Below are 18,751 nucleotides of genomic sequence, written 5' to 3'. Positions count from 1 at the left end.
CCGGCTGTCACAGGACCGAAACCTCGGCGCCGCACCGGTTGTAACACGAGCCTCGTACGGTCCCCATACGCGAGCGAACACGGCGGCGCCGCGCGGCACGGGAGCGTCCGCGGCTCGGCAGCAGAGGGAGACGGCATGACGACGTCCGAGAGGCCCGACCGGCAGGAGCGCACGGCGAGGCGCCGCGAGAACACGGTGGACGGGATCCCGCCGCTGGCCCGGCTCTTCCCGCTGGGCCTTCAGCACGTGCTCGCGATGTACGCGGGCGCGGTGGCCGTGCCCCTCATCGTCGGGGGCGCCCTCGGCTACTCCGCGAGCGATCTCGCGTTCCTCATCAGCGCCGACCTGTTCGTCGCCGGCCTCGCCACGATCCTGCAGTCGGTCGGCTTCTGGCGGTTCGGGGTGCGGCTGCCGCTCATGCAGGGCGTCACCTTCGCCGCGGTCGGGCCCATGATCGCGATCGGCAAGAGCGAGGGGATCACCGCCGTGTTCGGCGCGACGATCGCCTGCGGGCTGTTCATGATCCTCGTCGCGCCGTTCTTCTCGCAGCTGCTGCGGTTCTTCCCCCCGATCGTGACCGGCACCGTCATCCTCATCATCGGCCTGTCGCTCATGGACGTCGCCGCCGGCTGGATCGTGGACAACGCCACGGACGGCGCACCGCCCGTGAACGTCGCCTTCGCCGCGGGGACCCTGCTGTTCATCGTGCTCGTCGAACGCTTCGCCCCGCCCGCGCTGCAACGCGTCTCCGTGCTGCTCGGCCTGGTCGCCGGAACCGTCGTGGCGCTGTTCGTGCCCGGCATGGTGGATTGGTCGGGGGTGGCGGATGCCGCCTGGTTCGCCGTCGTGACGCCGTTCCACTTCGGGCTGCCCACCTTCCCGCCGGCCGCCGTCGTGTCGATGGTCGTCGTCGCGATCGTCATCATGACCGAGACGACCGGCGACATGATCGCGGTCGGCGAGATCGTCGACAAGCCGGTCGGGCGCCGACAGCTCGCCGACGGGCTGCGCGCCGACGGACTCGGCACGGTGGTGGGCGGCATCTTCAACACGTTCCCGTACACGGCCTTCGCCCAGAACGTGGGGCTCGTCTCCCTGACCGGCGTCCGGTCCCGCTACGTCGCCACCCTGGCCGGCGGCATCCTCGTGCTGCTCGGGCTCATCCCGAAGGTGGCGGCGGTCGTGGAGGGCGTGCCGCGCGCGGTGCTCGGGGGTGCCGGGATCGCCCTGTTCGGCATGGTGGCGGCCAGCGGCATCCGCACCCTCTCGAAGGTCCAGTTCAACAACAAGAACGTGCTCGTCGTGGCCATCTCGGTCGGCGTCGCCCTGCTGCCGACGGTCAGCCCGACGATCTACGACCAGTTCCCGGACTGGTTCACGCTGATCTTCGACTCGGGCATCTCGGCGGGCGCGATCTCGGCGATCCTGCTGAATCTCCTGCTCAACTCCGACGGGATCCGCCGTGATCACGCGGGCGATGCCAAGATCGGGGCCTACGACGCGGTGCGAGGCCCTGCTGCGGCCGCGCTCGTGCACCCGGACGCCGCCGGCACGACCGGTGCGATCGACGCGGTGGCGCTGCGTCCCGACGAGGAGCCGGACCGGCGCTGACCGGGTGCCCTTTCGGGCGGAGTCGGTCACGGCCCCCCGATGTATTCACGGGGATACGCTGGAGAGGACGCCGTGCACCGACGGTCGTGCGTCCGCGCACAGTCGGCCGTCGCCCGGCACTCTCCCGGAGGTCTTCTTCCATGCCCACTACCGCTCACGCCGCCGTCCTCGACGGCGTCGACTCGTCGTTCGTCTTCACCGATGTCGTGCTGCAGGATCCGCGCGCCGATGAGCTGCTGGTCCGCATCGTCGCGACCGGGCTGTGTCACACCGACCTCGCGGTGCAGCACGGCGACATCCCGACCGCCTTCCCGATCGTGCTCGGTCACGAGGGTGCCGGTGTCGTCGAAGCCGTCGGCTCGGCCGTCAGCGGGTTCGCGGTCGGCGACCATGTCTCCCTCTCGTTCGCCGCGTGCGGCCACTGCGAGAACTGTCTCGCCGGCCGCGAGGCCTACTGCCTCTCGTTCATGCCGCTGAACTTCGGCGGCGTCCGCGAGGACGGCAGCGGCACGATGGCGCTCGTCGACGGCGGCTCGGTCGCCGGCAGCTTCTTCGGCCAGTCCTCCTTCGCCACCCACGCCCTCGTCGTCGCGCGCAACGCGGTCAAGCTCCCCGACGACCTCCCCGTCGAGCTCGCAGGACCGCTCGGATGCGGGATCCAGACCGGAGCCGGCACCGTGCTGAACTCCCTCGGAGTCGGCGCGGGCGACAGCATCGTCGTGAGCGGCGCCGGCGCGGTCGGCCTCTCCGGGATCATGGCGGCCAAGGCCGCAGGCGCGACCACCATCGTCGCGGTCGACGTGCTCCCCGAGCGTCTCGCGGCCGCCGTCGAGTTCGGTGCGACGCACGCGATCAACGGGCGTGACGAGGACGTCGTGGCGCAGATCCAGGCGCTCACCGGCGGGATCGGAGCCGCCTACGGACTCGACACCACCGGTGTTCCCGCCGTCATCGCCAACCTCGTCGCGGCCACGCGTTTCGGCGCGACGATCGCGGTCATCGCGGCGACGCGGCCCGACGCGATGATCCCCGCATCCCTGGTCTCGGCGTCGGGCAGGACGTTCATCGGGGCCGTCGAGGGGGATGCCGTGCCGCAGACGTTCATCCCGAAGCTCATCGAGATGCACCGCTCCGGCACGTTCCCCTTCGACAAGCTGATCACGACGTACCCGTTCGATCAGATCGAGACGGCGATCGCCGACACCCAGAGCGGCAAGGCCGTCAAGGCCGTGCTCGTGATGGCCTGAGACGCGCGTCCTCCCCGGCCGCGCGCTGCGACGGCCGGGGAGGACGGGCCTCAGCTGCCGCGGTAGGTCGAGTAGGCGAACGGGCTCAGCAGCAGCGGCACGTGGTAATGCGCGGCGTCCGCCACCGTGAACATGATCGTCGCGAGCGGGTAGAACGTCTCGACGCCGCGGTCCGCGAAGTACGCGCCGGTCGCGAAGGTCAGCGCGTACATGCCGGGGTCGAGGACGTCGGGGCCCAGGGCCAGGCGCCCGTCGGCGTCGGTGAGTCCGTCGGCGACCAGCACGACGGCGCCGCCGGGGTCATGGCGGTGCAGCGACACCGCGACTGCGGCGCCGGGGATCCCCGCCGTCGCATCCAGCACGTGGGTGGTCAGATGGCTCACTCCTGCTCCTCCGGTCCGATCTCGTCCTCCAGCACGGTCGTCCCCAACCGCAGCAGCGCGATCTCGGCGAGCTGCGCCGTCGCCTCGCGCGCCTCCGTCGTGTCGTCGTTGTGCAGCCGTCGCTCGAGCTCGGCGAGCATCTCCTCGGGCGTGCGTCCCGCCGCGCGGATGAGGAACACGCGGCCGAAGCGCTCCTCGTAGGCGGCGTTGCCCGCGGCGATCGCCGCCGCGACCTCGTCGGCTGCGCTCGCCATGGCGGACTGCTCGGAACGGGATGCCGCCGCCTCCGCTCCGGTCCCCGTCACCCGCGCGCCGATCCGCGGATGGTGCGCGAGCGCGGCGTCGAGGTCGGCGCGCGACCAGACGGCCGCGAGCTCCCCGGCGTAGGCGGCGAGTGCGGCGACGGAGGCGTAGGGCCGGGCGGCGACGAGGGCGTCGACCCAGCCGGGGACCGCGGCCCACACCGCGACGGTCTGGGCGGCGTCGGCGGGGTCGAGGGCGTTGAACTCGGCGAGCTGCATGGCCGCCACCCTAACGCCCGTGCGTGTCCTCGCCGTCACACGAGATGTTGACCTGGGTTACATTCGCGAAACGCAGAGCCCCTAGCGTGGGGTGCATGACCCACCCGAGCGCGACGTTCTCCGCGCGCCGCGCCTTCATCGACGGCGCCTTCGTCCCCGCCACCGTCCGCGTCGTCGACGGCGTCATCGCCGCGATCGAGCCCTTCGACCCCGCCGCAGACACCGTGCTGCCCGACGACGCCGTGCTGCTGCCCGGCCTCGTCGACTCGCACGTGCACCTCAACGATCCCGGCCGCACCGAGTGGGAGGGCTTCGTGACCGGCACGGCGGCGGCGGCGGCCGGCGGCGTCACGACCGTTCTCGACATGCCGCTCAACAGCATCCCGGTCACGACGACGCCCGCCGCGCTCGCGGCCAAGCGGGCCGCGGCGGCGGGGGCGCTCGCGGTCGATGTGGGCTACTGGGGCGGCGCCGTCCCGGAGAACCTCGGCTCGTTGCGCGAGCTCGGCGCCGCGGGCGTCGTGGGCTTCAAGTGCTTCCTGCTGCCGAGCGGCATCGACGAGTTCGGCTACCTGGACCCCGCGCAGCTCGCGCAGGCCATGACCGAGCTCGCCGCCTTCGACGGGCTGCTGATCGTGCACGCCGAGGACCCCGCCCACATCCACGGCGAGGGTGCGCTCGGCCGGCACTACGCGGACTTCCTGGCCTCGCGTCCCGCCGCCAGTGAGCGCTCCGCGATCCAGCGCGTCATCGACACGATGCGACGCACGGGCGCCCGCGCCCACATCGTGCACGTCTCCGACGGCGAGGCGCTCGACGACGTGCGAGCCGCGAAGGCCGAGGGTCTGCGCCTCACGGTCGAGACCTGTCCGCACTACCTGACCCTGGATGCCGAACACGTGCCGGACGGCGCCGCATCCTTCAAGTGCTGCCCGCCCATCCGCGACCGCGCGAACCAGGACCTGCTCTGGGCAGGCGTGCTCGACGGCACGATCGACGCCATCGTGAGCGACCACTCGCCCTCGACCGCCGAGCTGAAGGACCCGGACTTCGGGCTCGCCTGGGGCGGGATCTCGGGGCTGCAGACCGGCCTCGCCGCGATCCACACCGCGGCGCGCAGCCGCGACATCCCGTTCGTGCAGATCCTGCCGCTCCTGACGACGGGGCCCGCCCGCATCGGGGGGCTCGCGGGCCGCGGCGTGATCGCACCCGGCGCCCCGGCGCACCTCGTCGAGTTCGCGCCGGACGAGCGTTTCGTGGTGGACGCCGCGCGCCTCGAATACCGCAACAAGCTCTCGCCGTGGGACGGCCAGGCGCTCGTGGGGGCGGTGCGCACCACGTATCTCCGCGGTGAAGCGGTGTACCGTCGCGGCGAGGACGTGTCGATCCGACACGGACTCGAGCTGATCGCGAGCGCGGAGGAGCAGCAATGACCGTCGAGATCCTGCAGCCCGGCACCGGGGAGATCCCGGGCGACCACTATCTCGCCTCGAGCCCCACGACCGTCGTGTGGGGGCGTCTCCCGTGCGCCGCCGACGCGCCCGTCCTCACGATCGATCCCGGCCAGACCGTCACGATCGACACGGTCAGCCATGAGGGCATCCTCGAGGACCAGGGCAAGGATCCGCTCGCGTACTTCTCCGGTCACGGCGTGCCCGCGTCGTCCGTGCTGGAGGATGCGATCGACATCGCCCGCGAGCTCGCACGCGACCCGCTCGCCGACGGTCCGCACGTCGTCACGGGGCCGATCCACGTGACCGGCGCCGAGCCGGGCGACCTGCTCAAGATCACGGTCGAGACCCTCGTGCCGCGCGTGCCCTATGGCGTGATCTCGAACCGGCACGGCAAGGGCGCCCTCGTGGGCGTGCTGCCGCGGGGCGAGCACAACGTGAGCGTCTTCGCGCCCGTCGAGGACCGCGACGGCGCGCTGCACGGAGTGCTGCCGCTGGCCGAGGGCGGACCGCGGGATGTCGCCTTCCCGCTCGCGCCGTTCCTCGGCACCATGGGCGTCGCGGTCGCGGGCGACACGCGTCCGCACTCGGTCCCGCCGGGCAGCCACGGCGGCAACATCGACATCAACCTGCTCGTCGAGGGCGCCGTGCTGTACCTGCCCGTGCAGGTCCCGGGCGCGCTCGCGTACGTCGGCGACCCCCACTTCGCGCAGGGCGACGGGGAGGTCGCCCTCACCGCGCTGGAGGCGTCGTTGCGCGCGACGCTGCGGTTCGAGATCGTGCCGCGCCGGGATGCGCTCGCCGCCTTCGGCGAGGTCACGGGCCCCCTCGTGCGCACGAGCGAGTACCTCGTGCCGACGGGTCTGGACCCCGACCTGGGCGAGGCGATGCGGCGGTGCGTGCGCGCCGCGCTCGACCTGCTGCAGGCGCGCTACGGCATGGCCGAGCATCTCGCGTATGCGTACCTGTCGGCGGCGACCGACTTCGACATCTCGCAGGTGGTCGATATCGTCTGCGGTGTGCACGCCCGCATCCGTGAGTCCGACTTCGCCGCCGTCCCCGCGGCATCCCCCGCATCCACGTCCCGCACATCCGCATCCGCCGCATCCGCATCCGCCGCATCCCCCGAGGGGCACATCGCATGAGCGCCACACCCCCCATGTCCCACTTCCGACCGGACGATGTCCCACTTCGGACCGCTTCCGGGCGCCCGCACCGGTCGGAAGTGGGACATGCATCGGGAAAGTGGGCGGCATGACGGAGCTCGGTGCCGACATCCCGGCCGACCTGTTCAGCGCCTTCGACCGGTACGAGCGCGCCATCCTCGACAACGACCTCGACGTGCTGGACGAGATGTTCGCGCCGGGGCCCGACACGCTGCGCGGGGATGCCGCAGGGCTGCTGGTCGGCCATGACGTCATCAGCGCGTTCCGCGGCGTGCGCGGCGGCGTTCCCCCGCGCGAGATCGAACGCATCGAGTACCGGCCGCTGGGCCAGGATGTCGCGCTCCTCGTCTCGGTCTCCCGGTACCGCGGCGGCGGCACCGGCCTCCAGTCTCAGGTGTGGCAGCGCGTCGACGGCTCGTGGCGGATCGCCGCGGCCCATGTGACCGGGCGGGCGCAGGCGCTCGACCGGTCGGTCTGGCGGTCGGTCGGCGACCCCCTGCTCCAGGGCGCGTGGGAGGGTCCGCTGCGCGGCCTGACGGTCGCCGTGAAAGACCTCTTCGCGATCAAGGGCTACCGCATCGGCGCCGGCAACCCGACGTTCCTCGACTCCGCGCGTCCCGAGGCGTCGACGGCGCCCGCGGTCACCGATCTGCTCCGCGGCGGCGCGTCGCTGCGCGGCATCGCACGCACGGACGAGTTCGCGTACTCGATCGCCGGCGACAACGCGCACTACGGCACGCCGCCCAACGGCGCGCTGCCGGGCGCCCTGCCCGGCGGCTCGTCGAGCGGACCCGCGAGCGCCGTCGCGACCGGCCAGGCCGAGATCGGACTCGCGACCGACACGGCCGGCTCGATCCGCGTCCCCGCCTCCTACCAGGGGCTCTGGGGTTTGCGCACGACGCACGGACTCGTGCCGCGCATGGGCATGCTCCCGCTCGCGCAGTCGTTCGACACGGTCGGGTGGCTCACCCGCGACGGCGACACGCTGCAGCGCGTCGCCGACTGGTGCCTCAGCTACGACGGCTCCGAGTCCACCGAGAGCGTGTTCGGCGAGTCCGGCGACGACCTCCCGTGGCGATTCATCGTTCCCGACGAGGTGATGGATGCGGTCGAGCCCGACACCCGCGCGGCGTTCGACGCACTGCTGGCGCGCCTCGCGGCATCCGATGACCCTCCCGTGCTCCGTCGTGTCGCGATCGGCGACCTCGCGGGCTACCACGAGCCGTTCCGCGCGGTGCAGGCCGCCGAGGCGTGGCGCAACAACGCCGACTGGCTGCGCGCGCATCCGGGCGCGACGGGCGCCGCGGTCGCCGAACGCTTCCGGCTGGCGAGCGAGGTGACGGCGGAGGAGGAGTCCGCGGCCCGGGCGCGGCTCGAAGAGCTGCGCGAGCACGTGCACGACCTCGTGCGCGACGCCGTGCTGATCCTGCCGACCGTGCCGGGTCCCGCCCCGATGCGCACGGCCGACGGGGCGCGCATCGACGCCGTCCGCACGGCGACGCTGCGGATGACGACGCCCGCCGCGATCGGCGGTCTCCCCGCGCTGTCTGCCCCGCTGCTGTCGGTGCCGTCGCACCTGGGACCGGCGCCCGTGGGCGTGTGCCTGGTCTCGCGCGCCGGCACCGACATCGCGCTCGTGCGCCTCGCCCGCCGCCTCGCCACCCTCCTCCGCTGACCTTTCCGCCTCCCACCCCCTCTCACTCGGAGCCTCCCGATGTCCTCCTTCGTCGAAACCACGTCGCCCATCGACCCGCCCGCCCGGCTGCTCATGGGGCCGGGGCCCATCTCCGCCTACCCGAGCGTGCTGCGGGCGATGTCGGCGCCGCTCGTGGGGCAGTACGACCCCTTCATGACCGCCACCATGACCGAGACGCAGGAGCTGTACCGGCAGGTGTGGGCCACCCGCAACGACGGCACCATGCTCGTGGACGGCACGAGCCGCGCGGGCATCGAGGCGGCGATCCTCTCCCTCGTCCGCCCCGGCGACCGGGTGCTCGTGCCCGTGTTCGGCCGCTTCGGACACCTGCTGGCCGAGATCGCCGAGCGCGCGCTGGCCGAGGTGCACACGATTGAGACCGAGTGGGGTCAGGTGTTCCCGCCCTCCGTCATCGAGGAGGCGATCGTGCGCGTCAAGCCCACGCTCCTCGCACTCGTGCAGGGCGACACCTCCACGACCATGCTCCAGCCGCTGGAGGAGGTCGGTGCGATCTGCCAGAAGCACGGCGTGCTGTTCTACTCGGACGCGACCGCCTCTCTCGGCGGCAACCCGTTCGAGGCGGACGCCTGGGGTCTGGATGCCGCGACCGCCGGACTTCAGAAGTGCCTGGGCGGACCGAGCGGTTCCGCGCCGATCACGCTGAGCGCGCGTGCGGTCGAGGTGATCCGCGGTCGCAAGCGGATCGAGGCGGGCATCCGCGAGGCCGGCGACCCCGACGCATCCGACTTCGTCCGCTCGAACTACTTCGACCTCGGCATGATCCTCGACTACTGGGGTCCGCGACGGCTGAACCACCACACGGAGGCCACGAGCATGCTCTACGGCGCTCGTGAGTGCGCCCGCCTGCTGCTGCTCGAGGGCCGGGACGCGGTCATCGCCCGGCACGAGCTCGCGGGTCGCGCGATGCTCACGGGCGTCGAGGCCCTCGGCATGACCGTCTTCGGCGACACGGCGCACAAGATGACCAACGTCGTCGCCGTCGAGATCCCCGAGGGCGTGCCCGGGGATGTCGCGCGCCAGGCGATGCTCGACGACTTCGGCATCGAGATCGGCACCTCGTTCGGCCCCCTCCACGGACGGGTGTGGCGCATCGGGACGATGGGCTACAACGCCCGCAAGGACGCCGTGCTCACGACCCTCGTCGCCCTCGAGGCGGTGCTTCGCCGCTTCGGCGCGGCGGTGCCCGTCGGGGGCGGGGTGGAAGCCGCGCTCGCCGTCTACGCGGAGGCCGCCTGATGGCCCATCTCGACGCGACGCCCGACCGGATCGCGGCGGCGGCGCGGCGGGTCATGGCCCGCTGTGACGAGCTCGCCCGGGTGACGGCCACTCCGGGAAGCGTCGAGCGGGTCTACCTCTCGCCGGAGCATGCCCGCGTCAACCGGCTCGTGGCGGAGTGGATGCGCGAGCTGGGGATGCGTTCCCGGCAGGATGCCGCCGGCAACCAGCTCGGGCGACTCGATCGCATCGCCGGCGACGCGCTCGTGCCCGACGAGCCCGCGCTCGTGCTCGGCTCGCACCTGGACACCGTGCTCGACGCGGGGCGCTTCGACGGGATCGTGGGGGTGCTCATGGCCCTCGAGGTCGCGCGCCTCCTGCGCGCCCCTCTCGGCGACGACCGCTACGGGGTGCGGCTGCCGTTCGCGCTCGAGGTCATCGCGTTCTCCGACGAGGAGGGCACCCGCTTCGGCAAGGCGCTGCTGGGCTCGTCCGCCGTGGCGGGCATCTGGCGCGACGACTGGTGGGCGCTGAAGGATGCCGAGGGCACGACGCTGCGGCAGGCGTTCCTCGAGTTCGGCCTGGATCCCGCGCGCATCGGTGAGGCGGCGCGTCGACCGGAGCAGCTCGTGGGCTACCTCGAGGCGCACATCGAGCAGGGGCCCGAGCTCGACCGCCGGGGGGAGCCGCTCGCGGTCGTGTCCTCGATCGCCGCCGCCCGCCGCTTCCAGCTCGTGGTCGAGGGCGAGGCGCGGCACGCGGGGGGAACCCCCTACGACATGCGCCGCGACGCCCTGCTCGGGGCGTCCGAGGCGGCGCTCGCCGTCGAGCGCATCTGCGCGAGCGAGCATCACATCATCGGCACGGTGGGTCAGCTGGAGGCCTTCCCCGGGGCCGTGAACGTGGTGCCCGGCGAGGCGCACTTCTCCCTCGACCTGCGCGGCGAGTTCGACGGCGAGCGCGACCGCGTCTGGGATCGGATCGCCCGCGAGTTCGACGGCATCATGGGTCGGCGGCACCTGCGCTGGCGCGCGCGCGAGGTGCACAGCGCGCCGGCGGTCATGTGCGCGCCGCTGCTGCAGGACGTCGTGCGCGAGGGCATCGTGTCCGCGCTCCCGGGCGTCTCCGACGATCCGGCGACCCTGTTCAGCCCCGCGGGACACGACGGGATGTCGATCGGCGCCGTGACGGATGTCGGCATGCTCTTCCTCCGCAAACCCCGACGGGATCAGCCACCACCCGGACGAGTCGGTCTCGGGCGCGGACGTGGCACTCGGCATCCGTGCGCTCGCCGAGTCCGTCCTCTCCCTCGCCGCCGACCGCGGCTGAGGCCGCCTCCGCTCTCTTCGAGAAGGCTCCTCCCGAACGCCCGGCCGCACGGATCCCGTCAGCATCCGGCCGCGACCCGTATGGATTCCGTGAGGACCCCGTCCTCCGGCCTCCCCGGGGTGTTGCATCGTCGATGCGCCTGTGGCGTGCGGCTCCGGCACCGGGGTCGTCCTTCTCTGAGTGAGGTGTCTCGTGCTGGACGTGTTGTACGTGCTCGGCGTCATCGCCCTGTTCGTGCTGGTCGCCCTGATCGGCAAAGCGGTGGAGAAGCTCGGCCCTTCGGCCGGCGACTCGGCGCCGCGCAGTGGGCGGGGAGGCGAGCGGGCGTGATCGTCTTCCAGATCCTCGGCGTCGTGCTCGGCGTCGCGGCCGTCGTCTATCTCGTGTTCGCGCTGGTCCGCCCGGAGAAGTTCTGATGGCGTGGCTGTTCGCCGGCGCGGCGCTGCTGACCGTCGCCGTGGTCCTCGCGGTCTTCTGGCGTCCGCTCGGCGACTACATGGCGTGGGCGTACACGACCGCCAGGGACGCCCGCATCGAGCGGGGCGTCTACCGCGTGATCGGCGTCGACCCCCGCGCGGAGCAGACCTGGCAGGCGTACCTGCGCGGCGTGCTCCTGTTCTCGCTCGTCGGCGTGCTGCTGGTCTACCTGTTCCAGCGCACGCAGCAGTGGCTGCCGCTCTCGCTCGGACTGCCCGCTCCCAGCGAGCCGCTCTCCTTCGACACGGCGGTCTCGTTCGTCACCAACACGAACTGGCAGTCCTATTCGCCGGAGCAGACGCTCGGCTACACGGTGCAATTCGCGGCACTCGCCGTCCAGAACTTCGTCTCCGCGGCCGTCGGCATGGCCGTCGCCATCGCGCTCGTGCGCGGCTTCGCCGCCCGGCGCTCGGGCACGATCGGCAACTTCTGGGTCGATCTCGTGCGCGGCACGCTGCGGATCCTGCTGCCGATCTCCGTGGTCGGCGCGATCGTCCTCATCGCCGGAGGCGTCATCCAGAACCTGACCTCGTTCAGCGAGGTCCCGACGATCTCGGGCGGCACCGCGACGATCCCCGGGGGGCCGGTCGCCTCGCAGGAGGCGATCAAGCTGCTCGGCACGAACGGCGGCGGCTTCTACAACGCGAACTCGGCGCATCCCTTCGAGAACCCGACGGGGTGGACGAGCCTGTTCGAGATCGTGCTGATGCTCCTGATCCCGGTCGCCCTCACCCGCACGTTCGGCAGGATGGTCGGCGACATCCGGCAGGGCTACGCGATCCTCGGCGCCATGACGGTGCTCTTCGTCGCCTCCTTCGCCGCGCTCACGGCTTTCCTGCTGGCCGGTGCCGGCACGGCGCCGCAGCTGGCGGGCGGCGCGCTCGAGGGCGTCGAGACGCGCTTCGGCCTCCCCCTCACCTCGCTGTTCGAGACCGCGAGCACCGCGACCTCGACCGGCGCGGTCTCGGCCATGCACGACTCGTTCCCCGCCCTCGCCGGCATGATGACGATGCTCAACATGATGCTCGGCGAGGTCGCCCCCGGCGGCGTCGGCTCCGGGCTCTACGGCATCCTCATCATGGCCGTCATCGCGGTGTTCATCGCGGGCCTGCTCGTCGGCCGCACCCCCGAGTACCTGGGAAAGAAGATCGGTGCCCGCGAGATCAAGCTCGCGAGCCTCTACATCCTCGTGACCCCCGTGTTCGTGCTGGCCGGCACCGCGCTGAGCTTCGCCATCCCGGGCGTGCGCGACGACGTCACCGGCACCTCGATCCTCAATCCCGGCGTGCACGGGTTCTCCGAGGTGCTGTACGCCTTCACCTCCGCCGCCAACAACAACGGCTCCGCGTTCGCGGGACTCACCGCGAACACCCCGTGGCTGAACACGGCCCTGGGCGTCGTGATGCTGCTCGGACGTTTCGTCCCGATCGTGCTGGTGCTGGCGCTTGCGGGCTCGCTGGCCACCCAGGATGCCGTCCCCGTCACCGCCGGGACGCTCCCCACGCACCGTCCGCTGTTCGTCTCCCTCCTCGTCGGCGCCGTCATCCTCGTCGCCGCGCTCACCTACTTCCCGGTCCTCGCTCTCGGACCGCTCGCGGAAGGACTCGCCTGACCCATGTCCACACTCACCTCGCCCGCGCACACCGCAGGCTCGCCCGCGCCGCGCGGCGGGCTCTCCTGGGCGCAGATCGTCGCCGCGCTCCCCGGTGCGCTGCGCAAGCTCGACCCCCGCGACCAGTGGCGCAACCCCGTCATGTTCATCGTGTGGGTGGGGGCGGTCCTCACGACCCTCCTCGCGATCGCGGAGCCGTTCCTGGGCGGGCCGCAGGACTCCGGCGGCACACCCGTGCCCGCCGCCTTCACCGCCGTGATCGCGGTGTGGCTGTGGCTCACGGTCGTGTTCGCCAACGTCGCGGAGTCCGTCGCCGAGGGGCGGGGCAAGGCCCAGGCCGACACGCTGCGCAAGACCCGCACCAGCACGACCGCGCACCGGGTGCGCGGCTACGACGCGACGGCGGACGCGGGTGCCGTCTCCGCCGCGTCCGAGGACATCGCCTCTGCCGAGCTTCGACTCGGCGACGTCGTCGTGGTCACCGCCGGCGAGCTCGTCCCCGGCGACGGCGACATCGTCTGGGGGATCGCCTCGGTCGACGAGTCGGCCATCACGGGCGAGTCCGCGCCCGTGATCCGCGAGGCCGGCGGCGACCGGAGCGCCGTCACCGGCGGCACCCGCGTGCTGTCGGACCGCATCGTGGTGCGCATCACCTCGAGGCCCGGGGAGACCTTCGTCGACCGGATGATCGCGCTGGTCGAGGGCGCCGCCCGTCAGAAGACGCCCAACGAGATCGCCCTGAACATCCTGCTCGCGAGCCTGTCCATCGTCTTCGTCGTGGTGGCGCTCGTGCTCGACCCCGTCGCCTCCTACGCCGCCAGCCCCGTGAGCATCACGGTTCTCGTCGCCCTGCTCGTCTGCCTCATCCCGACCACGATCGGCGCGCTCCTGTCGGCGATCGGCATCGCCGGGATGGACCGGCTCGTCCAGCGCAACGTGCTCGCGATGTCGGGCCGCGCGGTCGAGGCCGCGGGCGACGTGACGACGCTCCTGCTCGACAAGACCGGGACCATCACCTACGGCAACCGCCGCGCGGCGGCCTTCGTGCCCCTCGCCGGCGTGGCCGATCAGGACCTGGTCCGGGCGGCATCCCTCTCCTCCCTGGCCGATCCGACGCCCGAGGGGACCTCGATCGTCGAGCTCGCCGTGGCCGAGGGCGTGGACGTCGGCGCCTCCGCCCCCGGCGAGATCGTGCCGTTCACGGCGCAGACCCGGATGTCGGGCCTCGACCTGCCGGACGGCACCCGCATCCGCAAGGGCGCCGGCTCCGCCGTCGTCGCCTGGCTCGAGGCGGAGGGCGGCCCGCTGCCGAGCGGCATGCGCGCCGAGCTCGACGAGCACACCCAGCACATCTCGCAGTCCGGCGGCACTCCGCTCGTGGTCGCGACCCGCTCCGCGGCGGGCCAGGGCCGCATCCTCGGTGTCGTGCACCTCAAGGACATCGTGAAGGACGGGCTGTCCGAGCGGTTCGCGGAGCTGCGCAGCATGGGCATCCGCACGGTCATGATCACGGGAGACAACCCCCTGACGGCCGCGGCGATCGCGAAGGAGGCGGGGGTCGACGACTTCCTCGCCGAGGCGACCCCGGAGGACAAGCTCGCGCTCATCCGCAGGGAGCAGGAGGGCGGCAACCTCGTCGCGATGACGGGCGACGGCACGAACGACGCGCCCGCGCTCGCTCAGGCCGACGTCGGCGTCGCGATGAACTCCGGCACCTCGGCGGCCAAGGAGGCCGGCAACATGGTCGACCTCGACTCGGACCCCACCAAGCTCATCGACATCGTGCGGATCGGCAAACAGCTGCTGATCACCCGCGGCGCGCTGACGACGTTCTCGATCGCCAACGACATCGCGAAGTACTTCGCCATCATCCCCGCCATGTTCATGGGGGTCTTCCCCGGCTTGGCGGTGCTCAACGTCATGGGGCTGCACTCGCCCGCCTCGGCGGTCCTGTCGGCGGTCGTCTTCAACGCGATCATCATCGTGATCCTCATCCCGCTCTCGCTGCGCGGGGTGCGGTACCGGGCGGTCAGCGCGTCGAGCATGCTCGCCCGCAATCTGCTCGTCTACGGGCTCGGCGGCATCGTCGCCCCGTTCATCGGCATCTGGCTCATCGACCTCGTCGTGCGCCTCATCCCCGGCTTCTGACGCCGGACCAGGAAGGGAACCCCATGAACACGGCCACCCGCTCCACCGGACGCACCCTCTGGGTCGCGATCCGGGCCATGGCGGTCTTCACGCTGCTGCTCGGCATCGGCTACACGGCGCTCGTCACCGGCGTCGGCCAGCTGGCGCTGCCCGCCCAGGCCAACGGCTCGCTCCAGCGCGGAGCCGACGGCCAGGTCGTCGGCTCCGCGCTGCTCGGCCAGGGCTTCCTGGATGCTGCGGGCGACCCGCTCCCGCAGTACTTCCAGTCGCGGCCGTCGGCTGCCGGGGACGGCTGGGACGCCGCCTCGTCCTCCGGCTCCAACCTCGGCCCCGAGAACGAGGATCTGATCGACGCGATCGGCACGCGCAAGGCCCAGATCGCGGCCTTCGACGGAGTGCCGGAGGACCGGATCCCCGCGGATGCGGTGACGGCGTCCGGCTCAGGCCTCGACCCCGACATCAGCCCCGCCTACGCCGAGATCCAGGTCGCCCGGGTCGCACGGGCCCGCGGGCTGACGGCGGCCGAGGTGCAGAGCCTCGTCGCCGCGCACACGACCGGCCGCGATCTCGGATACCTCGGCGAGCCCACCGTGAACGTCCTGCAGCTTAACCTGGCACTCGACGAGCTGAAGGGCTGACCATGACCGCACGGGGGAGGCTGCGCGTGCTGCTCGGCGCCGCCCCCGGCGTCGGCAAGACCTTCGCGATGCTCGAGGAGGGCAGGCGCCTGCTGGCCGAGGGACGGGACGTCGTGATCGCCGTCGTCGAGACGCACGGCCGCGCCGCGACCGCCGCCATGACCGAGGGGATCCCCGCCGTGCCCCGGCGGGTCGTCGAGCATCGCGGTGTCGTGCTGTCGGAGATGGACCTCGACGCGGTGATCGCGCGCCGGCCGGATGTCGCGCTCGTCGACGAGCTCGCGCACACGAACGCCCCGGGTTCGCGCCACGAGAAGCGCTGGCAGGATGTCGACGCGCTCCTCGCCGCGGGCATCGACGTCCTCTCGACCGTCAACATCCAGCACATCGCCTCCCTCAACGACGTGGTGGAGAAGATCACCGGGGCGCCCCAGCGCGAGACGATCCCGGACGAGGTGCTGCGCGCGGCCGACCAGGTCGAGGTCGTGGATCTCGCCCCGCAGGCGCTGCGCGACCGGCTGTCGGGCGGGTTCGTCTACCCCGCCGAGCGCATCGACGCCGCCCTGTCGAACTACTTCCGGCTGGGAAACCTCACGGCCCTCCGCGAGCTCGCGCTCCTCTGGCTGGCGGACGAGGTCGACCAGGCGCTCAAGGACTACCGTGCCGAGCACGGCATCGACAGCACCTGGGAGGCGCGCGAGCGCGTCGTCGTGACGCTCACGGGCGGTCCGGAGGGGGAGACCCTGATCCGCCGCGGAGCGCGGATCGCGGCGCGCTCCTCCGGCGGCGAGCTCCTCGCCGTCCGGGTCATCAGCCCGGACGGGCTGCGCGCGGGGAACCCCGCCGCGCTCGCGCAGCAGCGGGCGCTCGTCGAGCAGCTGGGCGGCACGTTCCACCAGGTCGTCGGCGAGGACATCCCTGCTGCGCTGGTCGAGTTCGCCCGCTCGGTCAACGCGACCCAGCTGGTCATCGGGGTGAGCAGGCGCAGTCGGCTGACGGCGCTGCTGACCGGGCCCGGGATCGGGGCGACCGTCATCCGCGAGTCGGGCGACATCGACGTCCATATCGTGTCGCACTCGGCGGCGGCGGGGGGCGGCTTCCGGCTGCCCCGGCTGGGCGGCGCCCTCAGCCTCCGCCGCCGTCTCGCCGGCCTGGCCGTCGCGCTCGTGGGCGGACCGCTGCTGTCCTGGCTGCTGGTGGCGTTCCACCGCGACGAGCTCCTCACGACCGACGTCCTCAGCTACCAGCTCCTGGTCGTGGTGGTCGCGCTCGTCGGCGGCCTGTGGCCGGCGCTGTTCGCCGCCGTGCTGTCGGGCGTCACGCTCGACTTCCTCTTCATCGCGCCGTACTACACGATCACCATCAGCGACCCGCTGCACCTGCTCGCCCTCGTCCTCTACGTCACGATCGCCGTGCTCGTGAGCGTCGTGGTCGACCGCGCCGCCCGGCAGACGCGGGCCGCGCGCCGCGCGGCGGCGGAGTCCGAGCTGCTGCAGAACGTCGCGGGGAGCGTGCTGCGCGGCGACGGTGCGCTGCAGGCGCTCGTGGACCGCACGCGCGAGGCCTTCGGCCTGAGCGGGGTCCGGCTGCGCCGCGGCGACACGGTGCTCGCATCCGACGGCGAGCCTCTGGCGGACGACGCGCACACGGTCGTGCCGGTGACGGCGGATGTCGTGCTCGAGCTGCACGGACCCGACCTCCAGGCCTCGGGACAACGGCTGCTCGCCGTCGTGGTGGCCCAGCTCGCCGCCGCGATCGCGCACAGCGCCCTGGAGGAGGCGGCGAGCGAGGTCGCACCGCTGGCGGCCACCGACAAGGTCCGCAGCGCCCTCCTGTCGGCGCTCAGCCACGACCTGCGGCGCCCCCTCGCCGCGGCGACGGCCGCGGTGGGCGGCCTGCGCGCGGCGCGCGGAACGCTCAGCGAGCAGGACCGGGAGGACCTGCTCGCCACCGCGGACGAGAGCCTCACGGCGCTCGGCGTGCTCGTGACCGATCTGCTGGACGTCAGCCGGCTGCAGGCCGGGGTGCTGGCGGTGGCGACGCTTCCCGTCGAGCCGGCCGACGCCGTCCTGCCCGCGCTCGACGAGCTGGGGCTCGGCCCCGCCGAGGTCGAGCTGGACTTCGGCCGGGACACCCCCGCGATGAGCGCGGACCCGGTCCTGCTGCAGCGGGTCGTCGTGAACCTGCTCGCCAACGCCCTCCGGTACTCGCCGCCGGGCAGGCCCGTGCGGATCTCGACGAGCAGCTTCGCCGACGTCGTCGAGATCCGCGTCATCGACCACGGGCCGGGGATCTCTCCCGACCGGCAGGACGAGGTGTTCGTGCCGTTCCAGCGGCTCGGCGACACCGACAACACGACGGGGCTCGGGCTCGGGCTCGCCCTGTCGAAGGGGTTCGTGGAGGGGATGGGCGGCACGCTGGTGCCGGAGGACACCCCGGGAGGCGGGCTCACCATGGTGATCTCGCTGCCCGTGGCAGACTCGGCGGGGGACGAGGGCTCGCGGCGGGAGGGGGAGCGATGAAACTGCTCATCGCCGACGACGACCCGCAGATCGTGCGGGCGCTGCGGATCACCCTGACCGCCAAGGGGTACGAGATCGTGACGGCGACCGACGGCGCGCAGGCGATCGCGGCCGCCGTCGACGATCGTCCCGACCTGTTCCTGCTCGATCTCGGGATGCCGCAGCTCGACGGGATCGACGTCATCCACGCGATCCGCGGCTGGTCCGAGGCGCCGATCCTCGTCATCTCGGGGCGCACCGGTGCGGCGGACAAGGTCGATGCGCTCGACGCCGGCGCCGACGACTACGTGACCAAGCCGTTCTCGATCGAGGAGCTCCTCGCGCGCATCCGCGCCCTGACCCGCCGCCTGCCGCAGCACGATGCGGATCCGGTCGTGACCTTCGGCGACGTCTCGGTCGACCTCGCCGCGCACAGCATCACCCGGACGACGGCGGGGGAGACGCGGCAGGTGCGGCTCACGCCGACCGAGTGGAGCATGCTCGAGCTGCTGCTGCGCAACCCCGGGCGGCTCGTCACCCGACAGACGCTCCTCGAGCACATCTGGGGCACCGCGCACGTCACCGACACGGGCTACCTGCGGCTCTACATGTCGCAGCTGCGGAAGAAGCTCGAGCACGATCCGGCGCGTCCGGTGCACCTGCTGACCGAGCCCGGCATGGGCTACCGGCTCGTGCTCGAGGACTGAGCGCGCGGATGCGGCCGGGCGATCCCGC

General features: G+C 72.4%; 14 protein-coding genes. 12 read left to right on the top strand and 2 right to left on the bottom strand.

What is annotated here, in order from left to right; translation table 11 throughout:
* The first annotated feature begins 135 nt into the window (after positions 1–135).
* Positions 136–1,611 carry a nucleobase:cation symporter-2 family protein gene (locus QE381_RS10140; protein ID WP_307217830.1) on the top strand — a complete coding sequence of 492 codons (1,476 nt, stop codon included), beginning with the start codon at positions 136–138 and terminating at the stop codon, positions 1,609–1,611.
* 140 nt (positions 1,612–1,751) lie between these two features.
* The gene (locus QE381_RS10135; protein WP_307217829.1) at positions 1,752–2,858 is read left to right on the top strand and encodes an NAD(P)-dependent alcohol dehydrogenase; all 1,107 of its coding nucleotides are present in this window, start codon (positions 1,752–1,754) and stop codon (positions 2,856–2,858) included.
* A gap of 50 nt (positions 2,859–2,908) precedes the next feature.
* Here QE381_RS10135 and uraH read toward each other — a convergent pair whose 3' ends face one another.
* Positions 2,909–3,241, bottom strand: coding sequence for a hydroxyisourate hydrolase (gene uraH / locus QE381_RS10130; protein ID WP_307217828.1), 333 nt, complete (start codon positions 3,239–3,241; stop codon positions 2,909–2,911).
* Positions 3,238–3,762 (bottom strand): 2-oxo-4-hydroxy-4-carboxy-5-ureidoimidazoline decarboxylase, encoded by a 525-nt coding sequence (gene uraD / locus QE381_RS10125; protein ID WP_307217827.1) that lies wholly within the window; start codon positions 3,760–3,762, stop codon positions 3,238–3,240. Before uraD ends, uraH begins: the two co-directional genes overlap by 4 nt.
* 95 nt (positions 3,763–3,857) lie before the next feature.
* Between uraD and allB the strand changes: the two genes are divergently transcribed.
* The 10 genes from allB (at position 3,858) to QE381_RS10075 (ending at position 18,723) form a co-directional block, all read left to right on the top strand.
* Positions 3,858–5,195 (top strand): allantoinase AllB, encoded by a 1,338-nt coding sequence (gene allB / locus QE381_RS10120; protein WP_307217826.1) that lies wholly within the window; start codon positions 3,858–3,860, stop codon positions 5,193–5,195.
* Positions 5,192–6,358 (top strand): acetamidase/formamidase family protein, encoded by a 1,167-nt coding sequence (locus QE381_RS10115; protein ID WP_307217824.1) that lies wholly within the window; start codon positions 5,192–5,194, stop codon positions 6,356–6,358. The genes allB and QE381_RS10115 overlap by 4 nt, the downstream gene beginning before the upstream one ends.
* A 109-nt stretch (positions 6,359–6,467) precedes the next feature.
* On the top strand, positions 6,468–8,054 hold the full coding sequence (locus QE381_RS10110; protein ID WP_307217822.1) for an AtzH-like domain-containing protein: 1,587 nt from the start codon (positions 6,468–6,470) through the stop codon (positions 8,052–8,054).
* A 39-nt stretch (positions 8,055–8,093) separates the two neighbouring features.
* Positions 8,094–9,332: an alanine--glyoxylate aminotransferase family protein gene (locus QE381_RS10105; protein ID WP_307217820.1), complete on the top strand. Its 1,239-nt coding sequence runs from the start codon at positions 8,094–8,096 to the stop codon at positions 9,330–9,332.
* Positions 9,332–11,056 (top strand): Zn-dependent hydrolase, encoded by a 1,725-nt coding sequence (locus QE381_RS10100; protein ID WP_307217818.1) that lies wholly within the window; start codon positions 9,332–9,334, stop codon positions 11,054–11,056. Before QE381_RS10105 ends, QE381_RS10100 begins: the two co-directional genes overlap by 1 nt.
* Positions 11,056–12,729 (top strand): potassium-transporting ATPase subunit KdpA, encoded by a 1,674-nt coding sequence (kdpA, locus tag QE381_RS10095; RefSeq protein ID WP_307217817.1) that lies wholly within the window; start codon positions 11,056–11,058, stop codon positions 12,727–12,729. The genes QE381_RS10100 and kdpA overlap by 1 nt, the downstream gene beginning before the upstream one ends.
* Positions 12,730–12,732: 3 nt before the next feature.
* The gene (gene kdpB / locus QE381_RS10090; RefSeq protein ID WP_307217815.1) at positions 12,733–14,877 is read left to right on the top strand and encodes a potassium-transporting ATPase subunit KdpB; all 2,145 of its coding nucleotides are present in this window, start codon (positions 12,733–12,735) and stop codon (positions 14,875–14,877) included.
* 23 nt (positions 14,878–14,900) lie between these two features.
* Positions 14,901–15,515, top strand: a complete 615-nt coding sequence (gene kdpC / locus QE381_RS10085; RefSeq protein ID WP_307217813.1) for a K(+)-transporting ATPase subunit C — start codon at positions 14,901–14,903, stop codon at positions 15,513–15,515.
* Positions 15,516–15,517: 2 nt separating this feature from the next.
* A complete protein-coding gene (locus tag QE381_RS10080; protein WP_307217811.1) occupies positions 15,518–18,037 on the top strand; it encodes a DUF4118 domain-containing protein in 2,520 nt (839 codons plus the stop codon).
* Positions 18,034–18,723, top strand: coding sequence for a response regulator (locus QE381_RS10075; RefSeq protein ID WP_307217809.1), 690 nt, complete (start codon positions 18,034–18,036; stop codon positions 18,721–18,723). The genes QE381_RS10080 and QE381_RS10075 overlap by 4 nt, the downstream gene beginning before the upstream one ends.
* Positions 18,724–18,751: the final 28 nt, after the last annotated feature.

This window comes from Microbacterium sp. SORGH_AS_0888 (genome assembly GCF_030818905.1).
Lineage (GTDB): Bacteria > Actinomycetota > Actinomycetes > Actinomycetales > Microbacteriaceae > Microbacterium.
Note: the sequence above shows the minus strand (reverse complement) of the source record. Positions and strands in the feature narration are given on the sequence as shown.